We start from the raw sequence: 25,627 nt of genomic DNA, 5'->3' as shown, positions 1-25,627 counted from the left end.
TCCTCGCAGGCATGCCGGATCCGTACCCGGTAGGCCTTGTCGGCGTGGTCCTTGCGGTTGCGGCGGATCAGCCGCCAGTGGATCCCACAGCGGTTCCTGCAAGCGGAACAAGCGCAACCGGGCCCAGTCGTGGTAGCGCTGACCGGCTGCGGAGTGCTTACCCGTCAAGGCAATCAGCGGATTTTGGTCCAATGGATCCTTGGCCTCGGCGGCTGACCGATCATGCCTTGCTGGCGAGCGCCTCGGCAGCCCTCCGGAATTGCGCCGTGGCGACCGATTTGGCCTGTGCCTCTCCCAGTGCGGCCAGATACACGACCTCACTGACGAGCCTGATGTTGCGAACCGCCTTCCTGGCCACATCCTCCATCACGCCGGAGCCGACTTCAGCCGCGGTCTCGACCCAGGCTTCGGCGATGGCGCGGGCGAGGATTGGATCAGCTCCGATGGACGGACGTTCGGTGATCCCGACGAGAGCATCTTCCGTAAGTGCATTCAGGAGCGCCCAGCGGGCATCATGCCCTTCGCCACGGTCGAGAGCCCTTCCGCGCATCCAGAGGCGCTGAAACGTGTTCCGGACCCCCCCTTGAAAGCGTTCGGCCGTGGCGTCGCCGAACCGCCACATGCTCACGTCCGGCAGAAGACAGGTCGTGACGAACGCCCAGACATCGTTCCGGAGCGCCTCGCCGCCCGGAACCACCTCATTCTCAATCAGCCAAGCCGCGCAACGCGCATCGAAGGCGGCCCTCTGGGCTTGCGTGGACGGGCCAGGAAAGCCGAAAGCGGCCGCGACTTCCAGCATCTGGTTTCGCCTCTGCCGCAGTTCCGCAAGCGTGATCCGGCGGCCGCCGGAGCCGGCATAGTAGATAAATTCCTCAAGTTCCTGAAGCCGCTCAAATGGAAGATCAGATCGGAGATGGGCGAGGTCGCCGACGAGCCGCTTCACGCCGAGCTGATGCAGGCGCGGGAACAGCAGATTGTCAGCCATTGCCGTCGTCTCCCTCTGCCGGTGATGCGAGGGCGCCTAGAATCCCGTCGAAAGCGGCGGGATCCAGCAGAGCGAGCATCTGAACGGCGGCCAAAGCTTGATTGGGAAAGCTCTGCCTGATCCAGCCGCCGATCACGCCGCCGAGAGAGCCGGGGGCATTCTCAAGCATGTCGAGTGAAAAGCATTCGGCATTCAGAGCCGCGCGGGTCATCTGCACCATGATCGACGACATGATGAGCCGGAGCAGCAGCTCATCTCCCTCGCTGACGCGCTGCACGAACGCGGAATTGTCACCGTTGATATACAGCCGTGCGGCACTCGTGAAATCACGGGAAAAGTCCTGGGGCGACCAGTCAAGATACCAGAGTGCGGAATTCGGCCGGTGCGGAAGCAGCTTCCTGAAGCTGATGACTTCGATCGGGAAGCGCGGTTCTCCATGCTCCAGCTCCACCACGTTGCGCTCGCTCCACAGGCGCATGCCGGCTCTCTTCGGCGAGAGGGGGCCGCTGCTCGCCGGTTCAGCACGGAGAATCAGCTCTGTTGTCAGGCTCAGACGTCTCGAAAGATCCCTGCTCTGGATGGAGAGTGCAATGTCGTGACCGGTGCTGTCAGCCCCGACATCCTGCGCCCAGATGATGTGGCGGGTCCCGTCCAGCCGCCCACCGGCAGTTCCGAGCGTCACCACGGCCCGCAGGTGGAGATCCGCGGCTGCGATCCCGACCTGTTCTGCAATGGACGGCAGATCGAGGCTGAGGCGTCTGTGCAGGTGCAGGTCAGACGCGTAGTCCCAGTGGTCGAGGTGGCCGCCGAGCGTCAGATAGCCTCTTCCGTCCAGACGCATCATCCACGGCGATGCCGCCACGGTCGAGGGGGCAGGGCGCAGAAAGGGAAAAGCAACCGCGCTCACGGCGAGACCTCATCCAGGACTTGGAATGACACGCCCACCGCTGCCATGTCCGGAACCGTGACGCTGACCCGGCATGTCACCTCCGCGCACGGCCCGACCTGCAGCACGGCCCCCTGTGCGAGGATTTCACCCGCTTCCGTTTCCCAGGCGATGAAGTCCGCGGAGCAGCCGTCAGGCCCGATGGAGACGTCGGAAATCTCGCCGTCGAGGACAAGCCCAGGAACAGCCCTGATCCCGACAGCGCGTTCGGAGCTGTTTGTCACTCTGGTTTCAAAGACAGCCTCGGGCCCCTTCTCGCCTTCCCGGAGCTTCACGAACGACGGCTCCTCCACAGAGTATGGGCGCCGTGCGCTCTTGGAGCTGCGGCTTCTGGCGCCACCGCTGGCGGTTCCGGGAGAAGTCGGAAGAATCTCGCCCAACCGGTCCGCGGCGCGGGCCAGAGACGGCTGGTCTCCGGCCCCTGACACGCGCGGACCGGGCGGGAAGGCATAGGACACAGCCGCATCCTTCAGGCGTTTGAGCGCCACGTTGACGAACGTCTTGGCCGGCCCTTTGGGCAGCATGTCCGGGATCCAGTCGTCATGAGCGGCTGGCTCGGCATCCGCGAAGGCCTGTTCCACAATCGGATCGTCGTCACAGATGAACAGACCTGCCCATTCGTGATTGTCGCTCGGCAGTGCCGTACCCTGAATGTAGCGGAGGACCAGCTCCACCGGCCGCATCACCGCGATGTGCGCCGAGGTCTGGGGAATGATACTGTCGGGTCTGGGCACCAGATATTTGCGCGGGTTCCGGAATCCGCGTCGGATGCTGAGCCGGCCGAGAAGCCTGGAAGGCCGCTCGCTGGTGATCAGCTGCGTCCCCGGGCCATCCGCCTTGAGGGACCGATACGCCTCCACGAAGAGGTCTAGCGGCGGAAACTCCTCGGGTGAAGGCAACGGCACCACAGTTCCGTCGGCTTCCAGCTCGAAATGCATCTTCCTTCCGGCGCCGCTGTCAATCAGCTTCGGCCAGAAGTACCAGAGGAGCGTTTCCTGAACTTCGCCCAGAGCATCACTCAGCCGTTCGCCGGAAAGTCGGGGAGCCAGCACGAAAATTGACGTTCCGGTATCGTCGCGGCCGCGGACCGGCAGGCCGATGTCCTTGGCGAGGCGGGCCGCCGGCAGGCCGGTCAACGGCTCCGCGACGGCGCCGTCGTCCGAGAGAATCCCCCACCAGTGGCGGCCCGTCAGACGGCCGCGGGCATCATCATATGCATCGCCGACGTGGCTGGCGATCAGCCGGCGTTCAGGAGGGCCGCCGTCCGGCGCACAGGCCAGCGAGTCGATGATGACCGTCGCGCACCCGCTGGCAAGATAGAGAGAACTTTTGCCGTAGCCGTAGGTGCCACCCCCCTGCCCCGCGTCTCGGCGCACACCGTAGTTGCGGACGAAGTTGACAAAGTTGTTTGGCCGGCCTGTCCCGGGGAGCTCGTCGGCACGCGTCGGGCCGCTGAGCCCACTCGTGCCCCAGTCGCATATTTCCATGACGACTGGTGCGGGCGACGCGAGAAACTGCTGAATGGGGCCGGCCGAGCTGCCCGTCGCCGGCAGCTCGGCGAACACTCTGGTCCGGAGCGCCTCGGTCTGCTTCGGGCTCAGAACGCGCAGCCGTATGCGGCAGCGGACGGGCTCGGCACCGCGGCGGGCGTCCCAGCTGTTCTGCACGGCCTCACGGACGACGAGCTGGAGAAGGCTGAGAGGCGGAGCACCCAGCAGTCTCCGCATGCCCTCCGCGGCAAACCCGCCTGACGGGCTGAACCGTTCGGAACTGAGGCCCAGCGTCACAGCAGGCATGCCGCGAACCTCTGTACAAGAGCCTCGGCCTCCGGCCGATCCAGGCGGAAGTCGCGGGCTGCCGACAGATTGACCCTGTACCGGAAGTGCGAGACGCCAGAGGGCAGCTCCGCCTCGGCAAGGCTGGCGGGCGTCAGACGAGGGAAGCCACTGACGACGCGGTAAACGTCGCTGTCGAGGAAAGAAAAACGGAACTGTGCCCAAAGCTCATCAAGAGCGGGATCGTATCCGATGAGCGCCAGCCTCTGGGTGAGCTCGCCGGGGTCCGATGCCAAGGACAAAGCCCTGGAGACCTCGCCGGGAACGCTGAGCGGTCCCGCCGCAGACTCTTCAAAGCTGCCGTAGAAAAGGAAGAGTTCGCCGCCGGAAGGCTCGGCAAGCTGGTCGAGGGCGGAAATCTCGACAACTCGGCTCTGGCGCCGGAGTGATGATTTCACCTCGATCGCAAGATCGCCCGCGCGGAAGTCATGACGGCCGGGAAGCGGCCCGGTCCATGCACTCCACGCGTCGGGCCGGATCTCCAGAAGCCGGTTCAGAAGCCGCAGCTCGCCAACCAGCCCGACGGCCGTTTCGGCCGTCACTGACCGGCTCTGGGCGCGCAGAAGAAGTTCGCGGAACTCCCTGATCGCCGCCTCGACGGCGTGACCGGGTGTTTCGCCGCTGTCCAGCCGGCGCAGGATGGCCGTCACGACCTCCCTGAAGACCGCCTCAAGGGTCAGCTCCCTGCAGATGACGTCAATGAAACGCACGGACCGGCCGGAAAGGAGGAGCACGCGGTCCTTGAAGGCAAGCCCCCGCCCGTCCTGAACGGCCGGAAACGCGTCTCCGTTGCCGATCGGCAGGAGGAGTCGCGGCTCCCCGTCCGGCCCGAGCGAAAGCCTGGCATGGCCATGAGCGGTTCTCGTCGGTAGCGCCAGGGACGGTGTGGAGAGGTCCTCGGCCGTGCTGCGCGGCTCCTTCCGGAGCCGCTCCCACGCGAGACCTGCCAAGTCGGCGGATGTCATTGGTCGCCTCCGGTTCCTTCGGCAGGCAGCTCCGCGGAAAGGCTTTCGCCTTCGGCATCGTCTGGAGAGAGCTGGACGCGCACATAGCTTGTCCGCACGCCGCGGTCAGGAAAGACGATCCCCACACCCAGCACGTCCATGGGCGCCTGGAGTGGCACGCGGATCGTGCTCTGCTCATCTCTCGGCTTGGAGTTCGCGTCAATCGCGTAGAGGAGCAGAAGAGGTACCTTGTCGCCAATCTCTGACTGCCGGGCTGCCTTCAGGGCCTTCCAGTCATCGGATGCCGCCGTGCACGAAACGTCCAGCAGGACATCGCGCCGGGACATGAGGGCCTTGATGTCCGCAGCGCCGTCAGCGCGGGATTCCTTCAGACGGGCACGGTTGACCATCCGCACCTTTCCCAGACCGCCGAGCGGCTCGGCGGAGCACGAGCCCGAACCGGGCTCGATCACGCCGACGTTCCAGAACCGGAACGGGGTGTCCGCTCTGTCCGCTTCACTCCTGATGTAGTCGAGCAGCTCCTGGGAGAACAGATCGCGGTCGGAAGCCTTGTAACCCTTCAGAAAGGCCATGACCGCGTCAAGGGGAACCCGCCGGAAAAGGCGGCCGGTAGGACCATCCGTCCGAGGCTCCACGGCAGACACCGTGGCAGCGGCGTCCACGAGCGTCGCTCCGGCGTTCCAGTTGCTCGCGAGCCGCCCAACATCCTCCTTGCCGACATGAAACCGGATTGTCTGAAGATGTTCTCCCGAAAAGCTGATGTCGCAGCTCTCCGCAGCGATCATCTTCTTGGCAGCCGTGATGGTCATGCCCGGGATCTGCCGGATCCGCACCGCGAAGTCCGCCGGCGTCACGTCGCGCCTGCGGTACTCCTCCATGTCCGCGCGGATTTCCGCCTCTACAGTTGCCAGGTCATGGAATGCGTCCTGCAGTTCCTTGGTCATCCAGATGCGGGGCAGGTCCTCGTAACCGATCCGGTATCCGAACCAACGGCCCATCTGGAGCAGGGTGTCATACTGGCTGGACGTGCGCACGAAATAGCTGACGATCAGGCCCTCAATGGTAAGGCCACGGGCGAGCACTGAACCGCCAACAACGATGTACTTTTTCCCTTTCCCGGAAAAATCAAGACGAGTGTCGCTGTCGCTGTTCTCAACAATGACTTCGAGATCGTTGATGACATCGCGAAGGTGGGGTTCCACCTCGTCGAACTCGTGCCTCTTGTTGCCAAACTGGGCAGGATCCACTTTCGCTGACTCGGCCTCCCAGAGGCTCCGCAGCCCATCCAGGACCTCCGTATCACCGGAAGCGAGCGCTGAACCGACTTCACGGAGCCAGGCTTCGACCTTGAAAGCCATCTTCTCGTGCGGTCTCTTGTAGACGGTCGTGTGGATCAGCATTGAGGAATGCTGATTCCGGGCGCCACGGGCGTATCGGCAGGCAGTGGCGAGCAGGAAATAGCGGAGCGCGTCCCCGAGTGACGGCGGGATTGAAGGATCAAACAGGTCCTTTTCCCTGGCCGAGGGCGGACGCACCTGCGCCATTTCTTCGGCAGGAACCTCTCGGATCATGTCGAGACCAGTCTCGTCCGGCTTCTCCGCATCGGCATCGATGGGATCTCGACCGAAGAGCGTCTCCGTTCCGAAGTAGCCCTCAGGGCGGGGCAGAGGCGTGATGAAGTCCTCAGGGTAGAGGTCATCGAGACCGCCTGCAGGCTTTTCGGGATTGATCAGCACGTTCGCAAATGGTGTCGCAGTGTACCCGACATACTGGACACGCGGGAGGAGGGCAAGAATGCGCCTGATCAGGCCGTTGATCGTCGTCATGTTGTACTGGCTGCCGGAGGCATTGACGCCGGCCTGGTCGCATTCGTCATCGATCAGCAGGACGGGCATCCGCTCGCGAAGCGCTGGGGGTGTCTTCCTGATCGTTTCCAGCAGGTGCTCCAGGGGAGACACATTCTTCTTGACGACGGCCAGTTGGACTTCGTCCATGACCGTGAACCAGGCGTTGGGCGGGGTCCTGAAATCCGCGTCCTCATTGGTATGCAGAAACCAGCTGTGCCGGTTCCGATCCCTCAGATCGGAAACCAGCCTGACCTGCGTCTGCTTGCGCAGGGAATTGGTAAGCCCGGTCAGGACGATCACGAACTTGTATCCTGCATCGATCGCCTTGGCGATCAAGGCAGTCATGTTTGCGGTCTTGCCGCTCTGGACATAGCCGACAACCATTCCGCGCCCGCGGAACTCAGACTGCGCCGGGTTTTCAAGCAGGCCAACAACTTCCGATGATGTGCTGTCAATGCTGTCAACGGTGTTCTGCGACCACTTCTTCCGCTCCAGAAGATAGGCGCGGAGACGGGGCCAGTTTGCGTCGGTTTCCTTCGGACCGGCGTACCATTCGGGCCGCCGCGGTTTACGTATGGAATACGTTCCCAGAAATTCAATCTTCTGCTGCAGCGTCCGGGCGATCTCGTCACGCGCTGCGTTCCAGTTTGCGATCTGCTGGGCATCCAGAGGCCCCATCAGCCCTTCGAAGGTCAGGCGTGCTTCCTGCGCCGCCGTTTCAAGGTCGAGCCCCGCGGCCTGTTCCTTTCTGATCTGCTTGATCCAGGCATTGACTTGGTCGTTGACCACAGGAATGGCCGGAGCGGGCTCCTCCCCGATCAGAGCCGCGATGCTGACGTTGTAATGCGCAGCCAGAGCCCTCAGTAGCTCGATCGTCGGGTTCGTGGCGGCGCCCCGCTCCAGATCGGAGAGGTGGGCTTTGGACGCCCCCACACTTTCCGCCAGCTGCTGAAGGGATTCCCCGGATTTCTGGCGCAGCTCACGGATGCGTGCGGCTATCGACATCATTCATCTCCGACATTGAGCCCCTACGGACGGCGGCTGTACGACAGGATGGACGCATTGTTCCGATTTATCGTTCATCTGTCAACCGTTCGGTAAACCGGATTTGATTGTCCGCCAAGATGTACGACCGGGCTCCTTTCTGGTTCCATCGCCCGCAGACGCTTGGTGCCGGAAAACGCTGAGGGCCCGAATGCGGGCACGCGCTGGGCGGAGAGGGCGTTTGACTTCGACTTTCCCAAACATGAGCGCACCCAGGCAATTACACTCAGTCAAGCGATTGCTCTTGCGCTGCGACAACCTTTCGTGTCGGTGCTGCGCACGCGCAGTGTCACACACGAAAGTGGAGCGGAGTCGCGTAAAGGGGTAGGTTGGTGGCGCAATCCATCGCAGGATGCCGCTTCACATCGAGCAAGAACATTGAGAACACCAGCAGACGCCTACGCCACCGGCGAAATGGACACCGAAGCTGATCCGGCAGCCGGTGAGACGGACTCCTCGGCGCGCCGGCTTGCCGACTGCGACGCGCTCCGGCGCGAAACCGGCTGGTGCTGGGATGTGTCCGAGCTGTCGCATTTCCTCACGCGTCCCAAAAGCTTCGCTCCGGAGGCCGCTCTGTGGCGCCGTAAGCTGACCGCTGCGGCGCGTGCCGGAACTTACGGTCTGCTCGCACACCTCAAGGGCACGGAGCCCTCCGGAATCCGCAGCCAGCTGGACGAATGTCTTGCGCGTCTGAGGGAAGTCGCGCGGATTCTGGCGGTGCTCTATCCGCAGGCCGATCCGCGGACCCCGCAGGAGACTGAACTCTGCCGCGGCGAACCGGATGCCGGCGGGTGGGACGCTCTTGCCCGCATGGAACTGTTTGAACCCCTCGGCGTCAGGCTGAGCGGCCTGCAGCCGGAGCAGAGGGGGGAGGCTTGGCAGCTGGTGCCGACGACGATGCAGGCCCTCCTGCGCGCGCGGCTCGGGCAGCACGTGCAGGAGATCTGCCGCGCCGATTCGCCCGAATGCGGGCGCTGCGAGATCGCGCGGTTCTGCCGGGCCGAACGGAGCCGCCGGCTGGCCGCCCCCTCCAGCCGGAAACCGATTGTGGTTGATCTGTTTTGCGGCGCCGGCGGCATTTCCCTCGGATTTTCCCGGGCAGGCTTCCGGCCAGTGCTTGCGGTTGATGCTAATCCCGAGGCCTGCACGACCTACCGCCTCAACCATCACGACATATCCGAAGACGCGGTCCTCTGCGCGGACATCCGAGAGCTTGCGGTGGCGGAGATAACGGCACGGCTGGGCGGACGCCCGCTGGACGTCCTGATCGGCGCGCCGCCGTGCCAGGGGTTTTCCCTCGCCGGCCTGAGATCCAAGCAGGCTCTCGCCGCACGCCAGACGCTGGCCGGCTACTGCATATCAGAAGACGAGCGGAATTATCTGTTCCAGTACGTCGTTGGTGCCGCCGTAGCTCTGCGGCCAAAGCTTGTTCTGATGGAAAATGTGCCGGGCATGGACACCCCCAGGGGCAGCGAGCCTTCCTTCATGCGGACTGCGGAGCAGATGCTTCGTGACGCCGGTTTCCTGACCGCAATATGGAAGCTGGACGCGGCGGCTTACGGCGTCCCGCAGCGGCGGGTGAGAAGCCTTCTGGTGGCTTCGTCCGTCGGCCGCCTGCCGGCCGTTCCAGAAGCTGAGTTTCAGCATGGCGCTTCGCGGTCTTTCGATCCAGACGCTTTGCCCCCGGTCACGGTCGAGGCCGCGATCTTTGATCTGCCTCCCGTAGAGGCGGACAGCGGCGCGGCAGTGATGCTGGCTCCGGCGATGGCAGCGGACAGCGATCCGCGACACCGCTATTACCTGCGCAACAGTCGGTTTCCGATCAAAGGAGCCTCATCTCTGGTTTTCAACCACCGGTGTCGCTATCACAACCCTCAGGATCTTGAGCTCTATGGGCTTCTCCGTCCTGGAGAGGACAGCGTTCACGTCATCGAGCGCCACGGTCGCGGTGACCTGATGCGTTACCGCCGCGATGTGTTTGATGACAAGTACGCCCGCCTGCGGCCCGACCAGCCAAGCAAGACCATCGTCTCGCACCTTGCCAAGGACGGAAACAGCTACGTGCACCCGACCCAGACACGCTCGATCACCCACCGCGAAGCCGCGCGGCTGCAGTCCTATCCCGATGACTTTGTCTTCTGTGGCTCCCCGTCGGAGCAGTGGATCCAGATCGGAAATTCCGTACCGCCGGCGCTTGCGGCTGCCATAGCCCGAAGCTTCCGTGACCTTCTGGCGCGGGAGGCCCGGCCATGAATCTCGTTCTCAGAAACGGCGCCGCCCCCTTCGTTCCCCGCGCGCGCCTCATCAAGCTCCTTGGCGGAGAACTGATCCGCGACGAGGTGATGGCCGTCGCCGAGCTGGTGAAGAATGCGCACGATGCGGATGCCCGCCGGGTGACTCTGTCCTTCAGGGGCGCCGCGGGCGACGATGGGGAAATCGTCATCGAGGACGACGGGCGTGGCATGGGGCTCGACGTTCTTCTGCAGAACTGGATGCAGCCGGCGGGCTCCTCCAAGGCCAGCAAGGACCGCCATTACACGCCGGCCGGCCGGCGGGTGCTGGGCGAGAAAGGGGTTGGCCGCTTTGCCGTGGACCGGCTCGGCCGGCATGCGGAACTGGTCTCCCGGGCGGCAGATTCTGACTCCGAGGTGGTGGCGGTCTTCGACTGGGACGAGTTCGATGACGAGAGCCGTCTCCTCAGCGACATCAGCGTCCGCTGGCGCGAGCAGAAGGCTCAGATTCTCGATCGTCCAGGAACCCGCATCCGGATAACAGGGCTGCGGGCGCGCTGGAAGGAACGGATGTTCCGCCGCCTGTGCATGCGTCTGCAGAGACTGCTGAGTCCCACCGCCGGCGATCTCGGTTTCGAAATTAACGTCGAGTCGGACGAGTTTCCCGATTACCACGGCCCGCTCAGAGTTTCCTTTCTGGACCGGGCCGCCTACCGGGTGCGCGCCGAATTCGACGGCGATGGGACCATTATCTGCCAGGTCGGTGACGGACCGCAGGTAGCGCACTCCTGGGTCGGTCCGGGCGATCTCGAATGCGGGCCGGCGCGGGTTACGATACACTGCTTCGATCTTGAGACCGAAGCCCTGGCCAAGGTCGGACCGCCTCAGGAGGTCCGGGTCTGGCTTCGCGAATGGTCGGGAATCAGCGTCTACCGCAACGGCTTCCGTGTTCTTCCGTACGGCGAGCCCGATGATGACTGGCTCCGGCTTGATCATCGTCGGGTCAACAATCCGATGGTGCGGCTCAGCAACAATCAGGTCTGCGGCTACGTCGAGATCGGACGGGACGCGAATCCCGAGCTGCGCGATCAGACCAACCGAGGCGGTCTTCTCCAGAACCGCGCCTATGAAGATCTGCGGAGGCTGGTGTTCTTTGTTCTCCAGATCGTCGAGGCAGAGCGGCAGGCCATCCGCAATCCGCCCTTACGGGAGGAGGAGAGCCCGGCGGTGCCGGACGAGCGCACCGGCACGGACGCCGTCGTGGCAGAGCTCAAGGAGGCGTCCAGACAGGTGCGCGGCGGCTTCGGTGGCATCCTGGAGCGTCTTGAGCAGAGTCTTGCCCGCGAGCGCTCCGCCCGGGAACAGGAACTTGCCGGCTACGTCGAGCTTGCGGCAATGGGGCAGGGCGCCAAGTTCGCGTCACATGCGCTCCTGCCGCGGCTCAGGAAGCTGCGCAGCCTGATACGGTCTCTGGAACGCGGTTCGGCAGCTCAGACCATGACCGGCCCCCTGTACATGGCGGAAGGCGCTCTGGAAGAGCTGATGGAGCTTGCGGATCTCATCGGCGATGTGGCGCCGAACCGGAGGGCCAGCCGGCGCACGATCGACGTCGTCGCCGAACTCCGGACTTTCGACACGGCTGTGGCCCACCTTCTCGAATCCTACGGCGTGTCCCTGAAGATCGCGGCGGACAAGGATGCCGTGATCAGGACGGAGATGCTGCCGGCGGCCTTCCATCAGGTGCTTCATATCCTGATGTGGAACTCTCTCGACGCCTTGGCGAAGCGGGATCTGAAGGAGGTTTCCATCCGGGCGAGGCGCCGCGGCGACAGCGCTGCCGAGATTCTCTTCCAGGACACCGGATGCGGCGTTCCCGCCCGGAATGTCGGGCGCCTCTTTGATCCCGGATTCACGACGAAACCGAACGGAGGTGGCATGGGCTTGGCAATCGCGCGCCGGCTGCTTGCGGACGCCGGGGGCACGATCGAGTTCCGTCCCAGCAGCCGGACGACGCGCTGGACCACCTTCGAAATTACCCTGAGCCTCAAGCGTTCACGGGCTACAATGGACTGAGCGTCAGGAGCTGCTGTGCAGTGCCAAGCCCCGAGGGCAGAGGATCGGGACATGGCACTGACAGCGGCGCGGTGCCGCTGAAAGACAAACTCAGGCTCGCGGCCCCACCGGCAGCGTGGATGGTCTGTTCGGCCGATGCTGGGGTCACGCCGGCAGGCTTGCCCCGCTCTCCTGAAGACGGCTCAGAAGATGCCCCACCGCCTTCTTTTCCGATTGGCTCAGCTTAAGGTTTCCGGCGACAAGTTTTCTCAGTCCGGAGTCGGAGCTGGGCGACAGAAGCCGGCGAGTTTGGGCTTCTTCCTTTATTCTGCCGGCAAGAGGAGCAATCCTGATCAGAAGCGCGTCAAGTTCGATGCCATTATCAATCTTTTTGACCTCCAGGGCATCCTTTCTGAGCCGGCTGCTTTCAGCGCGATCGGAGGCGCAGCCGGAGAGATCGCCTGGCAGGCTGATCTGCAGCCTGGACACCGCTGCCCAGCAGGCTTGGCGCTTGGCATACTCGCTGACGTTCTTGATGTCCGCAGGCGTGTCCTTGACCGCACGGGCAACGATCGGAGCACAGTGCTCAAGGCCCCTCTTGAGGCTGTCGTCGGGCTCCTGCCTGTTCCAGACCTGCTGGAAGTCCAGCAGGAGGCCGTTCTGCTTCAGATGGTTGACCAGCCAGGCGATGGTGTAGGTGACGATGTTGGCCTTGTACCCGCGGTCTTCCATGTACCAATCCGACGCAGCGATCATCTGGTCCACCCATGTGAAGATGATCGCTTTTGCAATCAGATCCTTGTAATATAATTCGTTGAATGCATCCGGATTCTGTTCCCAGGACTTGCTGACGGTCTCGGCAAAGGCAAGGAAACACTTCTGGGCGCCTTGGCTCACAACATGAGGCATGCACGCAAACGTGAGCTCATATTTGGCAGCATCGGTCTTGACAAATACCTGATCGGCGGGAAACTCAATCTCGAACTTGCGGCGGGCCGCAGCTGTTCCGTAAGCCTTCTGGTCCTTGTACTGACCGCGAGCCCGCTCATAGAACCACTTGGTGGATGAAAAAGCTCCGGCCTTCTGAGGGGCCGGAAGCCGGCGTGAAATCTTTTCCATGGTCACATGGAAGGGGTGGTTGGAGAAGAAGTCAGCCTCACTGATGCGGTTCTGCGTGTTGGCAAACCGTGAAATTTTCGGCACGACCTCCTCGATCCGGTCGGAATCGACCACTGAAAGCTTCATCTGCACAGACACCTGGCTGAGATCGGCCTTGTTCCTGTCGTGCGCATACAAAATCGATGCAGTGGTCTGCCCGCCGTTCACAATCTGCAGATTCTCGATCGAGGCGATGCCAAGACTGCCGTCTTCCAGCTTCTGCGTGCTGATCCGCGATGCCGTTGCCGTCAGCCCGTTGTTGTAGGCGAAGAACATGGTCGGGGAGTTGAGCAGCGTCTGAATAATCCCTTGGTTCACCTTGGTGCGTGCCTGCAGAAAGGTCCGGACGTTCTGCTCCAGAAGCCGCGCGCCATACAGCCCGTATATTTTCGCCAGGAGCTGGCCCGGCATGACCACCAGATATGACTGGTACGTGTCATCACCCGTGTGCGCTTGGAGGCATGGCAGAGGTTTCGCGTTCAGGTCCGCTATGTCTATTTCGATCGGCTCCGACCCGTTCCGGGAACCCATGATGCTGACGTAGCGTGGAAAGTCGAGGAGGTTGTAGGTGAAGGTCTTTCCGGAGATTTCCTGCGATTCAACACTCCTTTTGCGTGTGGCGAGGCGGGCGTTTGAAAAAACAATGATCCGGACGCGTCGGATGAGGTTCTGATGGGCATGAATCGGGTAGGCCGCTTCGAATGCCGGGCTCACCTCTTCAAGCGCGTTGATGAACTCCGGCCGCAAGGCGGCCCTGAAAAAGCGTTCCGCGCGCCGGAACAGACTCGCGATCTGGGTCTGGTTCAGAGCCTCCAGCTCTGCGTCCGGACGGAGGTCGCAGACCGCCAGATGCAGCTCTCCGCGGTCCGTATCCAAGGCATATCCATCAATCTGGTAGCCCTGCGTTCCTTCCTTCCTCACCGGCGTGTATGTCAGGTCGGTGCAGTCGCCGTTCTCGGCCGCCGTCCGGGCATAAAGCTCGAAGAAGCATGCCTGCTGCGGCTCTCCGGACACCTCCGCATCGCGCAGCAGGTCATCCCAGAACTCCCGATACTGGTCCGCAAGATTGCTCATCGGCCGAACACGCGCCTTATCGCTTCGTCACTGGAGATCCGGAACTCCGAACAGGCATCAAGCCGGATGGCGTACCGCACATCGCAGACCGCCGGTGGAAGGAGCGAGGGCCTGATCCGCGGAAAGTCCCCGGCAACCGTGAAAAAATCCTGGCCGGCCAGAATCCAGTGGTCGGCGTCGTATTCGTCACGCCTCTCATACCCGCTCTCGATCAGCTTCGCCCCGAACAGCTCGGCCGCATCCGGATGGGAATGTTCAAGCTGTGTACGAAGGTCTTCGACCAGCTCGTTCAGCGTCTCTGCCGCATCCGTATCCGGATCGCCGATGCCGAGGGTCTGGTGACAGAGCATGAGCTGGCCGGAAGCCGAGTCGAGCTGCTCAGCTGATGAAATCCGGACCTTACGGTCGGCGCTGCTCAGCTGTGTTTTGGCCTCGATGAGCCAGCTGCCGAACAGAAAGTCCTGCTCGTCTCCGTGCGGCCCCCGCCAAGCCTTTACCGCCTCCGGCAGTCCGATCTGCGGCTGGAAGATGCCCCGCAGCAGCAGCAGTTCTCCGAACAGTCCGATCCGCTCTGGGAGCGAAAGGATGGTCTCGCGCCGGGCCCGCAGCAGTTCCTGCCAGCGTCGAAGCCGGGCGACAACGATGCTGGCGGCGGCCGTGGCATTCCCGCGCTCGACAGCGGCTGTTGCCTCCATCAGGTTCGCGCAGAGTGCGCGGAAGATGTCGAGCTGCGAACTGTCAAGAAGCTTCAGGGAGAGGCCCCATTCGCTGCGGTCCAGCGGTACCGGGCTGATCTCGATGCCGGCGAGCTTGGGCAGTTTCAGCGAGCCGGCATCCCCGACCGGCCCCTGGAACAGAAAGAGGTAGAAACCGAGGTGGTCCTTTCCTCTGAACCAGTCGATCGGATGCTCCGGATCCGCCCGGCGGATGTTGATGGATGTGCTGTGCGCGCTCGGGCGGATGTCGTGCCAGGAGTCATGCATCCTCGGCCTCCTGATCCAGCAGCCCTTCGTCATCATCGGGCTCGGCCGCGAGCTCAAGCATCTGCTTGCGGTACACGGCATTGACCTGGTACTGCCGCGCGACGGGGGTGACCTCCGTCGAAGGCAGGCAGAAGCTGAGCGTGACAACAGGATCACGGATCTCCAGTCGGCCTTCCGACTGTGCCGTGAACAGATGCACCAGAAGCAGTGGGCGTGGTCTCACGAGACAGCAGGCCCGGCCAAACGGCCCGCCGATCTTCCGTGCTTCGGCGATAGCCTCATCATCGAGGCCAATCTGTTCGTCCCCCGGATTGGCAGCCTTGTTCTTCGCGGTTATCCGGTATGTTCCATCTTTGACCCTGCCGGCGTTCCGCTCGCGCAGCAGGATCTGCTGATCCTTCAGGATGCCCGGTTGAGGTTTCCCGGACTGGCTGGTCGGAAGCGCCACGTCCCACGTCGCGAGTTCTGCTCCGAGCCGGTCATAGACGTAGTCCTGGAACAGCGAGGTGCGGCTGTCGATCCGCCCGAGGTCGGGATGCAGGTGGCTGAACCGGAATTCCCGGAGAAGCTTGAACACCCCGGCGCCATCCACCTTCCGCCAGATCAGCGGTTCCCCCGAGGCTTCCCCGCGGGGCAGCTGTGCCAGAAGCGCCTTCACCCGGTCCAGGTTCTCCCGGTTGATGTTGTCATCGTTGACGAGCGCGTAGCCTTCGATGTGGCGGCCGGAGTAATCCTGCGCGACGGTCAGCGCCGACGCGCTGCGCATCTTGTTCGCAGCCGTTATGCGGATGGCCGCCGGGCTGTGCCTGACCCGGAGGCCGAAGTCCGAGGGGGTCATTCTGAGCTGTTCCATGCGCTGAACCTCAGAACGGAGCTCTTCGATGGCTTCGGTGATGTACTCGTAATGATCGTACGACCGCTGCGGCAGGTAAAGCCGGCAGATGTTCTCATACCGTGGCCGGTAGCCGAACCAGCGGGCCATCTGCATCAGGGTGTCGGACGCTGATGCATTGCGCAGAATGTACGATACGGTGAGACCTTCAAGCGTCAGGCCGCGCGAGAGTGCAAGGCCTCCGACGGCAACGACATGCAGTCCGGTGTCCGCATGCTGTGAGTAGTCCAGCGATCCGCCCCGCATGTTCACCGTCCGGACCTCGATCGTCGATATCGCCTCCGCAAGCGACCGGCGGACATCAGAAAACGGGATGTCCAAGGACGCGAACTCCCGCGCGAAGTCCCGCGACAGGTCCGCGAAATCGGGATCGCGCAGTCCGCGGTCCCCGAGGCCGGCGTTGACGATGATGGAGTTCCTGAGAGTTTCGATGTACTCGTAGACCAGCCCCTGAACACGCTCCTGAACGTCGTTGAACCGGCTGACGTTGACCATCATGGAACAGTGCTTCCTGCCGTCGCCATTCACAATCCGGATTGCCCGGGTCAGAACGAAGACTCTGATTGCCTGCAGGAGTGAGGCCGGCAGTTCGTCGAGCTGAAGTCCCCTCTTGTGATTCAGCGGGAGGAGATCGCCATAATCATCAATGGGCCGGACCATGACGCTTTTCAGGTCGCCGGTCTCTTGGAAGATGCGGGCGGCGCCGACGTAGTTTGTCGGAGGATCGAGGGCCTTGATGAAATGCCGCGGAAAGAGGTCATCGTCCAGCATTTCATGTTCAGTGTCGGGATCGATGAAGATGTTCGCAAACGGCGTGGCAGTGTATCCGACGTAGGTGGACCGGTCGAACAGCCCGAGGATTTCGCGGATGGCACGGTTGATCGCCGTCACGCGCTGCGGGTCCGCTGCCGTGTTGATCGACGCGTTATCGGCCTCGTCGTCGATGAGCAGCAGCGGATCCTGGATGCTCTGGCCATGATTCTGCTCGCGGAGCCAGTCCCGCAGCCGTTCAAGAGTGGTCTTGTTCTTCTTCGTGACAAAAATGATGGGCTCTTTCAGGGCGGAGAGGCCGACGCCGTACGTTGCGGCGGCGGCCTTCGAGAAATCCCGGTCGCGGGACGTTCCGTACGCCGGAAAGCGCTTCTTGTCCGCAAACCTAACAATCGACAGGGGCTCTTGGGCGACCTTCTGAAACACCGACTTCTTGCCGATGAATGTCTCGTCAAGCCGTTCCTGGGTCTGCCGCCGGAGCGAGTTCGTTATGCCCGCCAGCAGGATGATGATCTTGTAGCCGGCGTCCGCGGCCTTGCAGATGAGGGCGGAATAGTTTGTCGTCTTGCCGGACTGCACATGCCCGATCACCATGCCGCGCCGCGCCCAGGACTCCTGAACGGCCGGGTTGCCCGAGTAGTCGAGCACCTCGTCGGTTACGGTGTCCAGCGTGGCGACCACTTGGGGCGGGAGAATGCCTTTCTGAAGGTAATAGCGCTTGAGCCGCTCCCAGTAGAAAAACTCGATCTCCGGCTTGCGCTGCTTCAGCCAGGGGCGGTAGTCGGACTTGACCGACGCCCCTGCCGTCTGGCTGATGTCGAAGGATGCCTCCAGCCTGCGGATGAGCTGATCCTTTTCACTGTCGGAAAGCGCGAACGGGCCGCTCCTGACAAGGTCCGCGATCGTTGTCTTGGTGATCTCGGTGAACTTGGCCAGGGACATGGTGTAGAAGGCTATGATGCTGTCAAGATCATGCATGAATCCATTTCTCCCTGACCAGGAAATCCTCTACCGCGGTCCAGTGCGTGCAGTAGGGTTCGGTCTGCTTGAGCCGCTTTATCAAGGCTTCGACGTTTCCTTCCTGCTCCGTGAGGAGCAAGGGGAGCGTGGCGCTCAGGAAGTCCCTGAAGGCAAACGGGTCGGCCTCAGTCTGGTGAATTGCCTCAATGTCCTGGGATGCGTCCGCGCTCAGGTGGCTCACGGGAAAGCCCTGCTCGATCACGCGGAGAACCGCGTCGGCCAGCCCGGTCCGGTCATCTCCGACCGTGGCAAACAGGGTCGCAATGAGAGGATGGTCCCGGTTGATGTAGTATCTGATCTCGCCCTTCCGTGCGAACCGGCTCCAGACCGACACGGTTCCGGGGCTGTCCAGCCGTCCCCCCTTCGACCGGTGCACCCGCGCGGAGCGCGTCTTCAGCCCCTCAACGATCTGCCGGAGGCGGTTCCGCAGAACCGCCGGCAGCTGCGCGTCCGACTTGTCCACGGTGATCTTCCAGATGCTGTCGAGTGAGTTTGGAATATCAATGCTCACTCTGACGAGCTGCGACAGCTCACCATGCCTGAGAAGCCGGAACCAGGTTCCGTACATGATGAGACGGTGGTTCCGGTAGACATAGAATCCCTGGTTCCTCGCGAGGCCTTCCTCTCCGGCCAGGCGCTCCAGCTCACTGCTGCGCAGCTTGGAGTGGTGAGGAAGAATGTAGGGCCTGATGACCACTCGGGCGCCGGACACCCGCAGCGTCTCCTCCTCCAGCTGCTGGGTCGCGTCATGCTTCCGGTAAAAGGGATCGTACTCGGCAATCGGCACCCCGTTGAGCTCCACCCGCAGAGGTCTGCCGCGCACGCCGCCGGATATGTATCGGTGGAAAATGAGGCCAATACGGCGGCGGGCGAGTGTGATTAGATCGTTGAACCCGGTCTGCCGGAGCGTGCCGTTCTCGGACAGCCGGTCGCACTTCGTCCAGATGATCTCGGCGCCATCGCGCTCGTGGAGCTGTTCCGAACAGACCACCTTCAGCTCTCTGGCGGAAAGAATCCCCATTCTCCACTGGTCGATGTCGTCCAAGTCCCACCGCGTGCCCGTCAGAACGCCCTTCTGCCGCGAGATGACGGTCAGCCGCCGGCACTGTGAGAAGGAGGCGGATTTCAGTCCCCAGCCGAAACGGCCGAGATCATCGGGCGACCGTTCCTCCTGCGGGTTGGTGCTCGCCGGTCTCATCGCCCGAACCAGCTCTTCCCTGGACATGCCGTGTCCGTTGTCGAGCACTCTGACCTCGGGGTCTCCGTCGTTGAACAGGCAGGTCAATGCCACCTGCGTGGCGCCAGCCTTGATGCTGTTGTCGATGAGGTCCGCCAGCGCGCCCGCAAGATCATAATTTCCAAAGCTCCGCGCGGATGTCATCAGCGCGGCAGCATCTGGAGGGTTGCTGACGTACTTCACCGGACTTCTCCGGTCACTGCATGACCCGGCCACCGGTGGTTGGCGCAGCCTGCGTTCGACTGCAGCCGCGATGGCGGACGTGAGCCCCGTGCGGAGCCAATCCGCGTATCGCGGAGCGCGCGTGAAGAACGAAGTGAGGCGGAACGCCGCGTCTGCGGCATTCCGCGGAGCGGCTTCTGAGAAGGAGAGGAAGCAGAGCGGCCGGAAGGTGTGAATTGCGATGCGGTCCGACAGGCGTTCACCGCCTTGGCTGGAATGCACTCCAACTTAAGCCTTCCTTCCCGCTGCGCAGCCCACAAGTCTCTCATTCATGCGGCCATCCAGCTGCACGCTGCATGAGAGCATGTTGCCTATCTTTCCCGGATTAGTCTACAGAATATTACCATTTCTGGTTGGAGTGCTGGCGCGGGTGCTCTGAACCGAAAGCGTTCATCCGCCGAGGGCCCTGCTACTGGTTCTGCAGGGGCGCCGCAGAGATCAAACTCCTGATCGGAGCCGGCGCCTCCATCGTGTGGTCCCGCGGCGGTCACTATCCGTTCCTGACAAGCTGCCGCCGCTGGTCCAAGCAGAACTTGTCATCTGTGATCAGGACCCTGAACGGCTGATCGAGAAGCGGAAGGAGTTCCGCCACGCCACCACCCGCTGCACAGGCTCAATGGCTTGGCTTTCCCCGGCCGCCTCCGCTTCAGGAATCCCCTGTTCACGAGGTGATCACGGCGCTGCGGCATCAAGCTTGGCTGTTTCGGCCGGCTGGGTGCCGGCAGAAGCCTTGGTCCCGAGGAGCTCGGCGACAACTCGCGCCAGCTTGTTCGCAAGCAGCGGCGGAACGGCATTGCCCACCTGCGTATACTGCTCCGTCCGGTTCCCTTCGAAAAAATAGTTGTCGGGAAATGTCTGGAGGCGTGCTGCCTCACGCACCGTCAGTGACCGGCACTGCAGCGGATCGAAGTGAATGTAGTAGTGACCATCCTTCGCCATGTGGGAAACGATCGTTGACGCGGGCTGGTCACGCAGCTGCACCTTGAAGCGGTCAACGAAGCCTCCGCTGCCTTTCTTCAGAGCCTCGCCGACGTTTTGGTGATCGGGGTAGAGCTCGGGAGGAAAATCGTGCAGTGACGGTGACTGGCCGAACACTGCACCGAAACACGAGACGAAAAGATAGCGCGCGAGATCTGACGGCATGTGTGAGCGCGCCTCGTGGTTCAGAAAGCCGCGGAGGCGCGGGTCAGCATACCATTCGCCGAGGCGCCGCAGCCGGGGTTCGCCCTGCATGAAACGTCCGCCGGTCGGACGCCCGAAAGGCAGTTCCCTGATGACTTTTTCAAGATGTTCGCGGAGCTTGGGCCACGTCCGCACCTGCTCCATCGTGAGCACGGACTCGGCCCCTTGCAGGACATGCCGGTTCCACGCCTCCGGTGAGTCGGGCTCGCGCGACAGACGGCTGCGCAGGGGGGGAAGATCGCCGATGACGTCGCCGACGGTCGGCGGTTTCTCCGGTTCGAGCGCGCTGAAAGGCTCGGCCGCAATGTCCGCCCGTATCCCCAGAAGAATGATCCGTTCACGCTTCTGAGGCATGCCGTACCGGTCAGCCTCGATTACGAAGTCCTGTGCCCTGAGCAGGCGCGCATCGGGCCGGCGGACTACGAATGAACAGATGTGATAGCGGATATCCGAAGCGGCGCTCTCCGTCAGATCCATTGCCCGAGCAGGGGCTTCGAGATCTTCCAGAATACGCCGGAAGACCGACTCTCCGCCGAGCTTGGCCGTCGCCAGCCCCTTGACGTTCTCCATCACGAACACGGCGGGACGGAAGCGCGCCAGTATCCGCAGGTACTCCCGGTAAAGGAGATGCCGCTGGTCGGCCTCGAACACCGCCCGTTCAACCTTGGCGTGGCGGGCACGGCCGGCGACTGAATAAGCCTGGCACGGCGGGCCTCCCAAGAGAACCCAGTCCGCAGCCCCGCCGATTGCCCGCTCGACGATCTGGTCCGTAAGAGCCCGCGCTTCCGTTGAAGCACCGAGTTCCAGCAGGTGCGCCTTCTGCGTGGCGCGCGCCGCCTGCTCGGGGAAACGCGCAAAAAGCTCATCACGGCTCATGCCGAGGCCGCTGACATACTCGTAGTACGCTTCAGGCGCGGCGCCTCTGGGAAACTCCCGGAAGAACGAACGCAGCAGGAGCGTGTTGTAGGCGTATTCTTCCTTTTCGATGGAGGCTCTGACGGAAAATCCCAAGTCGGCGGCGGAATAGGCGTGAAAGCCCTCACTCAGGCCTCCGGGACCCGCGAAGAGGTCTACAACTGGAATCTGCCGCATGCTTGTTCTCTGGGGCCTTTCTGAAACCGGCTCGCAACAACAGGGTCTGTGCCATATGCCATCCGCGTCCCGCAAGAAAATGACCTGTCTGTCTTGCCCTTTCCGACGGGACCGCAGGCCACTCTGGCAGGCTCCTCCGGATTTCGGAAGCGACATCGACTCTCCGGCTGCGCTGTGTGCCGCGCAGCCGCTCAGAAGCGGAATGGTTACTCGCTGATGGCGCGACCACAAGGAGCATGAGATGACTGACAGGCTTACTCCGGAGAGGCGGAGCGCGAACATGCGACGCATCCGAGCTGCCGACACAAGACCCGAAATGTCTGTGCGACGCGCGCTCCGAGAACTGAAAATCGGCTACAGACTGCATGCTCGGGATCTGCCCGGGCGACCGGATATTGTCATCCGTTCGCGGCGCCTTGCCATTTTTGTGCATGGCTGCTTCTGGCACCGGCATCCGGGCTGTCGGTTTGCCTACACGCCAAAGAGCAACCTTGATTTCTGGACCAGAAAGTTCGAGAGTAATGTGAAGCGTGACAGCACGAATATTCAGGAAATGATGGTGGCTGGGTGGACTCCTATAGTAATATGGGAATGCGAGACAAAGGATGCATCCCGCCTGAAGACACGACTGGGGGAACTTCTTGGCGTGCCGGTGGCGCCTGAGATCTGCCAAAACGAAAATGGGGTGCCTGGCGCTTCACCGCGCCGCAGCGGATGCCCCTCTTCTGCATAGATCTGAAGAATCAGGCACGGTAAGCATCTTCCGTTCCAGGAAACAATGTGAGGACAAGACACCGAAACAGACCACTCTTCTGCGGCACCGAGAGCAAGCCCCCGCTCTGCTTAAGAGTGCCGGGGAATGGCTTGACAGGATGCCGGCCTCATCTCCGCAAGGAGCTGGCCGGTGTATTACCGGTGTCTGCGGGCAAGGGGGAAGCAATGCCGACCGAGCTGACACGCCGTGAGCTCCACGACATGATCTGGCGGCGGCCCATGACACAGGTCGCTGCCGATCTCGGGATTTCGGATGTGGCGCTGCACCGAATCTGCCGCCGACACCGGATCCCCGCTCCGGGAAGGGGATACTGGGCAAAGGTGGCCGCCGGTAAAGCCCCCCGGCAGCCGCTGTTCCGGGAGGTGACAGATCCCCGGCTCGATCGCATCCTGATCCGAAAGGACGCGGTCCGTCAGCCGCCTGCGGCGGTTCGGGAGGCCTGTACAAAGGCGCGGACGGCACTGCGGACACAGGAGGCCGATTGCCGGGCTCTGGTTCATTCCGTGGAGGGTAGTCACCCGCTTGCCCTACGGCTCAGAGAAGCCCTGAAAAGGGCCAAGCCGGACAGTGACAGTCTCATCCGGCTTACCGACCCGAAGCTGCCGTCGCTGACCGTCAGCTTGGCTGCAGCGGATCGGGCCATGGCAGTCTTCAGCCGTCTCATTCTAAGGGCAGAGGCACTGGGATTCGCCCCAGCACCGGGGGACAACGGGCTGATGCTCATGTGCGATGGTGAGGCCGTGACGCTGCACATTTTGGAACGGACCGACAGGGTCCGGCACGAGGCGACCGAGAAGGAAGTGTCGGCGCTCCAGAAGTGGGACGCCGGTCAGGAGCGGCGCCGGCGTCGCGGCGAATGGACCGGCACTTGGGACAGACCGGAGATTCCAGAGTGGGAGCGGGTACCGAACGGCCGTCTCGCCATCGAGGTGGACTGCGGCAACCACTGGGATGGTCTGCGGCGGACGTTCGCCGACGGCAGCCGTCAGCGGGTGGAAGGGGTCATCGATCAAGCACTTGACACTGTGGTCGCGGTAGCAGCAGCAAGAAAAGTCCGGCGCGCAGATGAAGAGCGCCGCAGACGCGAACAGGAGGAGATGGAACGGCGGCGTCGGGAAACCGAGCGACGGAGAGTCCTGGAGGAGAAGCGTACCGAGCTTCTTGCCCTTCAGATGCGCCTGTTCACGGACGCCCGCAGGGTGGAAGAATTCGTTGACGATTACCTGGCAAGACATTGCCGTTCCAGCCTTCCGGAGTCGTGCCGCCGATTCCTGGACTGGGCGCAGGAGCATGCTCGAACGCTCCGCAATGCCGGGTCACCGGAAAGGCTTGCCGCCGTTCTCGACCGCTACCGACTGATGGATGACGGGACGGAAATCGGAAGCTGGACGAAGTTCGACCGCCATTTTGCCGGCTTGCCCGATACGTCCGGGAATGGTCCAGCCGGCTGAAGCCGCGAAATACCACCTCGGAGTTGGCGTGATCGACCGCGATGAAGATGCGCGCCACGCCCTCGCACACCGTGATCGTCTCGGTCATATCGGTCCCCCACATCGTGTTCACCGCCTCGGTCACGATGGTGCCGTCGTGCGCCCGCATACGGGGGCGCACAACCCAGTGCGGCGCCAGCAGCCGGTGCGCTCCCATCAGCCGCCGCCACCTTGCGTGCCGCGGAGAACCGTTGAGCGTGCTGCCGTCCGCACCCGAGGGGTCGCCTGCGCCAGCGTTGTGGGCGCTCCGGCGCCCCCTCGGGCTGACGTCCCTGTTATTCATCCATCGTTCCGACCTCCGGTTGCGGCTCAATTTACCGCAGCCGGGTGTCTCGCCGTACCGTGCCGCGCCCCAGGGAGACCGTTCTGTTAAACACCTGCGGCGTGTTGCAGGATGGTCTGAACAGCAAAAGGTGCAGTAAAGTGTCTGCTTTTAATTCCTGAATTGGGAGACCTTCTTGTGAAGCCCTGCGATAGCCGCGGTGTTCAGCTGAACGCGGAATTCAGCTTGGAACCCGCGGAGAATGGATTTGACCTCATTCTCGAATCGTGGAGCGGGCGCACAGATGCCCCTTCCGCACGCAACCCTGACTACGCGAAGGCTCTTGAGCTGCTGCTCCTGCGCTTGGGCCAGATCGGGGCCCAACTCCGTAATGGTGTGGTGGATAGCAAACCCATGAGGCGGCAGCCCCTGGAGAGCCGCCAGATCATCCTTCCCGAACATTCTTACCCGATTGATCTGGCAACTCAGCGCAGCATTGAGCATCTTCGGCTTCAGATCGGCCGGGCGGTGAAGAGAATTGGGCAGACCAGACTTGGTCCGGGCGGAAACGCCTACAAGCGCCTCCGCCTCAGCTTCACCGTGCCGGAACCGCAGATGGTGGCTGATCTGGAAGCGTACCTGTGCGGGAAACCGAGGCAGGCTCCTCGATCTTTTGAGAATGCACTGGCAGCCGTCTGGCAGGGCTTGGCTGGGGAAGATACGATCCGCTTGGAACCCCCGCCGCTTCAGACCGTGCCGGTTGCTGAGGCACAGCGCCGATCCTTCGACCGCCTATCACCAGTGCAGCGCGAAAAGGCGTACAGAGATCACGAGGCCAAGCGCATCGGCGGAACGACCGAGGTTCCTCTCGGGGGAGGCCGCTGTGACATACTCACGGATGACGAGATCATTGAGGTCAAGAAAGTCAGCGATTGGCGCCATGCCTTGGGACAAATTCTGGCGTATGCCTTCCACCGCCCCCACCTCCGGCGACGAATTCATCTGTTCGGCAAGGCTACGGCGGCGACTCTGGAGGAGGTGAACTCAGTTGCCGGTACTTACGGTGTCCGCGTTTCCATTGTCCGCTCAGACACGGCTTAAGAACCTATTCCAGTAGGGAGACGAACTCGGGGTCCGAGTAGCAGAGGACACTGTTGGCGAAATCCGGGGCCTATGCCGTGGATAGCTGGAGAGCGGCGAAATGGGAGATGCGAGTTTTAGCCAGCGGTCGGCCGGTCCACCACCCATCCAGGCGGACGATGTTGAGGGCGACGGCAGTCAGGACGTGCTGCAACCGCGTCTTGGCTAGCCCGATGTACCGGCAGTGCCGCAGATCGAAGAGTTGCAGGGCTTGGGCCAGCGTGCCCTCGACCCCGGCGCGGGTCGCGTAGCGACGGCGCCATTCCTCCGTTTCCTGTTGGCGGCGGGCGTCCTGAAGGTACCCCTCCGCCGAGCGCCGCCTTGTGACCGAGCGGGGAAGCTGAATCATAGAGCCTGTCCCTATGGCTATCCCTATGGCAGTCCCTATGACTATCCAACGCGTCGAGGTGATCACGGGCCTGGA

General features: G+C 62.8%; 16 protein-coding genes. 5 read left to right on the top strand and 11 right to left on the bottom strand.

The window, feature by feature from the left end; all coding sequences use genetic code 11:
- Positions 1-220: 220 nt before the first annotated feature.
- The 5 genes from DS837_RS28230 to DS837_RS28210 are packed head-to-tail and all read right to left on the bottom strand — an operon-like array spanning position 221 to position 7,586.
- A complete protein-coding gene (locus tag DS837_RS28230) occupies positions 221-985 on the bottom strand; it encodes a DUF6339 family protein (RefSeq protein WP_149167773.1) in 765 nt (254 codons plus the stop codon).
- Positions 978-1,892, bottom strand: a complete 915-nt coding sequence (locus tag DS837_RS28225) for a hypothetical protein (RefSeq protein ID WP_149167772.1) — start codon at positions 1,890-1,892, stop codon at positions 978-980. Before DS837_RS28225 ends, DS837_RS28230 begins: the two co-directional genes overlap by 8 nt.
- On the bottom strand, positions 1,889-3,727 hold the full coding sequence (locus DS837_RS28220; RefSeq protein WP_149167771.1) for a hypothetical protein: 1,839 nt from the start codon (positions 3,725-3,727) through the stop codon (positions 1,889-1,891). Before DS837_RS28220 ends, DS837_RS28225 begins: the two co-directional genes overlap by 4 nt.
- Positions 3,715-4,731, bottom strand: coding sequence for a PD-(D/E)XK motif protein (locus DS837_RS28215; protein WP_149167770.1), 1,017 nt, complete (start codon positions 4,729-4,731; stop codon positions 3,715-3,717). Before DS837_RS28215 ends, DS837_RS28220 begins: the two co-directional genes overlap by 13 nt.
- A complete protein-coding gene (locus tag DS837_RS28210; protein ID WP_149167769.1) occupies positions 4,728-7,586 on the bottom strand; it encodes a Z1 domain-containing protein in 2,859 nt (952 codons plus the stop codon). Before DS837_RS28210 ends, DS837_RS28215 begins: the two co-directional genes overlap by 4 nt.
- Positions 7,587-7,748: 162 nt before the next feature.
- Between DS837_RS28210 and DS837_RS28205 the strand changes: the two genes are divergently transcribed.
- Positions 7,749-9,875 carry a DNA cytosine methyltransferase gene (locus tag DS837_RS28205; protein ID WP_149167768.1) on the top strand — a complete coding sequence of 709 codons (2,127 nt, stop codon included), beginning with the start codon at positions 7,749-7,751 and terminating at the stop codon, positions 9,873-9,875.
- Positions 9,872-11,926 carry a sensor histidine kinase gene (locus DS837_RS28200; protein WP_149167767.1) on the top strand — a complete coding sequence of 685 codons (2,055 nt, stop codon included), beginning with the start codon at positions 9,872-9,874 and terminating at the stop codon, positions 11,924-11,926. The genes DS837_RS28205 and DS837_RS28200 overlap by 4 nt, the downstream gene beginning before the upstream one ends.
- Positions 11,927-12,070: 144 nt before the next feature.
- On the opposite strand, the gene DS837_RS28195 is transcribed toward DS837_RS28200, so the two are convergent.
- The 5 genes from DS837_RS28195 to DS837_RS28175 form a co-directional block, all read right to left on the bottom strand.
- On the bottom strand, positions 12,071-14,137 hold the full coding sequence (locus tag DS837_RS28195; protein WP_149167766.1) for an AIPR family protein: 2,067 nt from the start codon (positions 14,135-14,137) through the stop codon (positions 12,071-12,073).
- Complete coding sequence (locus tag DS837_RS28190; protein ID WP_170296020.1) at positions 14,134-15,120, bottom strand: PD-(D/E)XK motif protein; 987 nt, start codon at positions 15,118-15,120, stop codon at positions 14,134-14,136. The genes DS837_RS28195 and DS837_RS28190 overlap by 4 nt, the downstream gene beginning before the upstream one ends.
- On the bottom strand, positions 15,113-17,761 hold the full coding sequence (locus DS837_RS28185; protein ID WP_149167764.1) for a Z1 domain-containing protein: 2,649 nt from the start codon (positions 17,759-17,761) through the stop codon (positions 15,113-15,115). Before DS837_RS28185 ends, DS837_RS28190 begins: the two co-directional genes overlap by 8 nt.
- Positions 17,754-19,223: an ATP-binding protein gene (locus tag DS837_RS28180; RefSeq protein ID WP_149167763.1), complete on the bottom strand. Its 1,470-nt coding sequence runs from the start codon at positions 19,221-19,223 to the stop codon at positions 17,754-17,756. Before DS837_RS28180 ends, DS837_RS28185 begins: the two co-directional genes overlap by 8 nt.
- Positions 19,224-19,934: 711 nt before the next feature.
- Complete coding sequence (locus tag DS837_RS28175) at positions 19,935-21,536, bottom strand: DNA cytosine methyltransferase (RefSeq protein WP_149167762.1); 1,602 nt, start codon at positions 21,534-21,536, stop codon at positions 19,935-19,937.
- Positions 21,537-21,777: 241 nt separating this feature from the next.
- Here DS837_RS28175 and DS837_RS28170 point away from each other — a divergent pair, with 241 nt between their 5' ends.
- From DS837_RS28170 to DS837_RS28160, 3 genes are all read left to right on the top strand, one after another.
- On the top strand, positions 21,778-22,269 hold the full coding sequence (locus tag DS837_RS28170; RefSeq protein WP_149167761.1) for a very short patch repair endonuclease: 492 nt from the start codon (positions 21,778-21,780) through the stop codon (positions 22,267-22,269).
- Between the two features lie 206 nt (positions 22,270-22,475).
- Entirely contained in the window at positions 22,476-23,762 is a 1,287-nt protein-coding gene (locus DS837_RS28165; RefSeq protein ID WP_149167760.1) for an RWP-RK domain-containing protein, read from the top strand.
- Between the two features lie 499 nt (positions 23,763-24,261).
- Positions 24,262-25,164, top strand: coding sequence for a hypothetical protein (locus tag DS837_RS28160; RefSeq protein ID WP_149167759.1), 903 nt, complete (start codon positions 24,262-24,264; stop codon positions 25,162-25,164).
- Positions 25,165-25,234: 70 nt separating this feature from the next.
- Here the strand turns inward: DS837_RS28160 and DS837_RS28155 are convergent, their stop codons facing one another.
- On the bottom strand, positions 25,235-25,552 hold the full coding sequence (locus DS837_RS28155; protein ID WP_149167758.1) for a transposase: 318 nt from the start codon (positions 25,550-25,552) through the stop codon (positions 25,235-25,237).
- Positions 25,553-25,627: the final 75 nt, after the last annotated feature.

Source organism: Azospirillum brasilense, assembly GCF_008365405.1.
GTDB classification, from domain to species: Bacteria; Pseudomonadota; Alphaproteobacteria; order Azospirillales; family Azospirillaceae; genus Azospirillum; species Azospirillum brasilense_D.
This window is presented reverse-complemented; position numbering and strand designations above follow the sequence as displayed.

Bases quoted from the DNA above. Each gene is read 5' to 3' on its own strand.
- DS837_RS28200 (WP_149167767.1), top strand. From the start codon at position 9,872: ATGAATCTCGTTCTCAGAAACGGCGCCGCCCCCTTCGTTCCCCGCGCG.
- DS837_RS28195 (WP_149167766.1), bottom strand. From the start codon at position 14,137: ATGAGCAATCTTGCGGACCAGTATCGGGAGTTCTGGGATGACCTGCTG.
- DS837_RS28220 (WP_149167771.1), bottom strand. From the start codon at position 3,727: ATGCCTGCTGTGACGCTGGGCCTCAGTTCCGAACGGTTCAGCCCGTCA.
- DS837_RS28185 (WP_149167764.1), bottom strand. From the start codon at position 17,761: ATGCATGATCTTGACAGCATCATAGCCTTCTACACCATGTCCCTGGCC.
- DS837_RS28170 (WP_149167761.1), top strand. From the start codon at position 21,778: ATGACTGACAGGCTTACTCCGGAGAGGCGGAGCGCGAACATGCGACGC.
- DS837_RS28210 (WP_149167769.1), bottom strand. From the start codon at position 7,586: ATGATGTCGATAGCCGCACGCATCCGTGAGCTGCGCCAGAAATCCGGG.
- DS837_RS28215 (WP_149167770.1), bottom strand. From the start codon at position 4,731: ATGACATCCGCCGACTTGGCAGGTCTCGCGTGGGAGCGGCTCCGGAAG.
- DS837_RS28175 (WP_149167762.1), bottom strand. From the start codon at position 21,536: ATGCGGCAGATTCCAGTTGTAGACCTCTTCGCGGGTCCCGGAGGCCTG.
- DS837_RS28230 (WP_149167773.1), bottom strand. From the start codon at position 985: ATGGCTGACAATCTGCTGTTCCCGCGCCTGCATCAGCTCGGCGTGAAG.
- DS837_RS28165 (WP_149167760.1), top strand. From the start codon at position 22,476: ATGCCGACCGAGCTGACACGCCGTGAGCTCCACGACATGATCTGGCGG.
- DS837_RS28155 (WP_149167758.1), bottom strand. From the start codon at position 25,552: ATGATTCAGCTTCCCCGCTCGGTCACAAGGCGGCGCTCGGCGGAGGGG.
- DS837_RS28190 (WP_170296020.1), bottom strand. From the start codon at position 15,120: ATGCATGACTCCTGGCACGACATCCGCCCGAGCGCGCACAGCACATCC.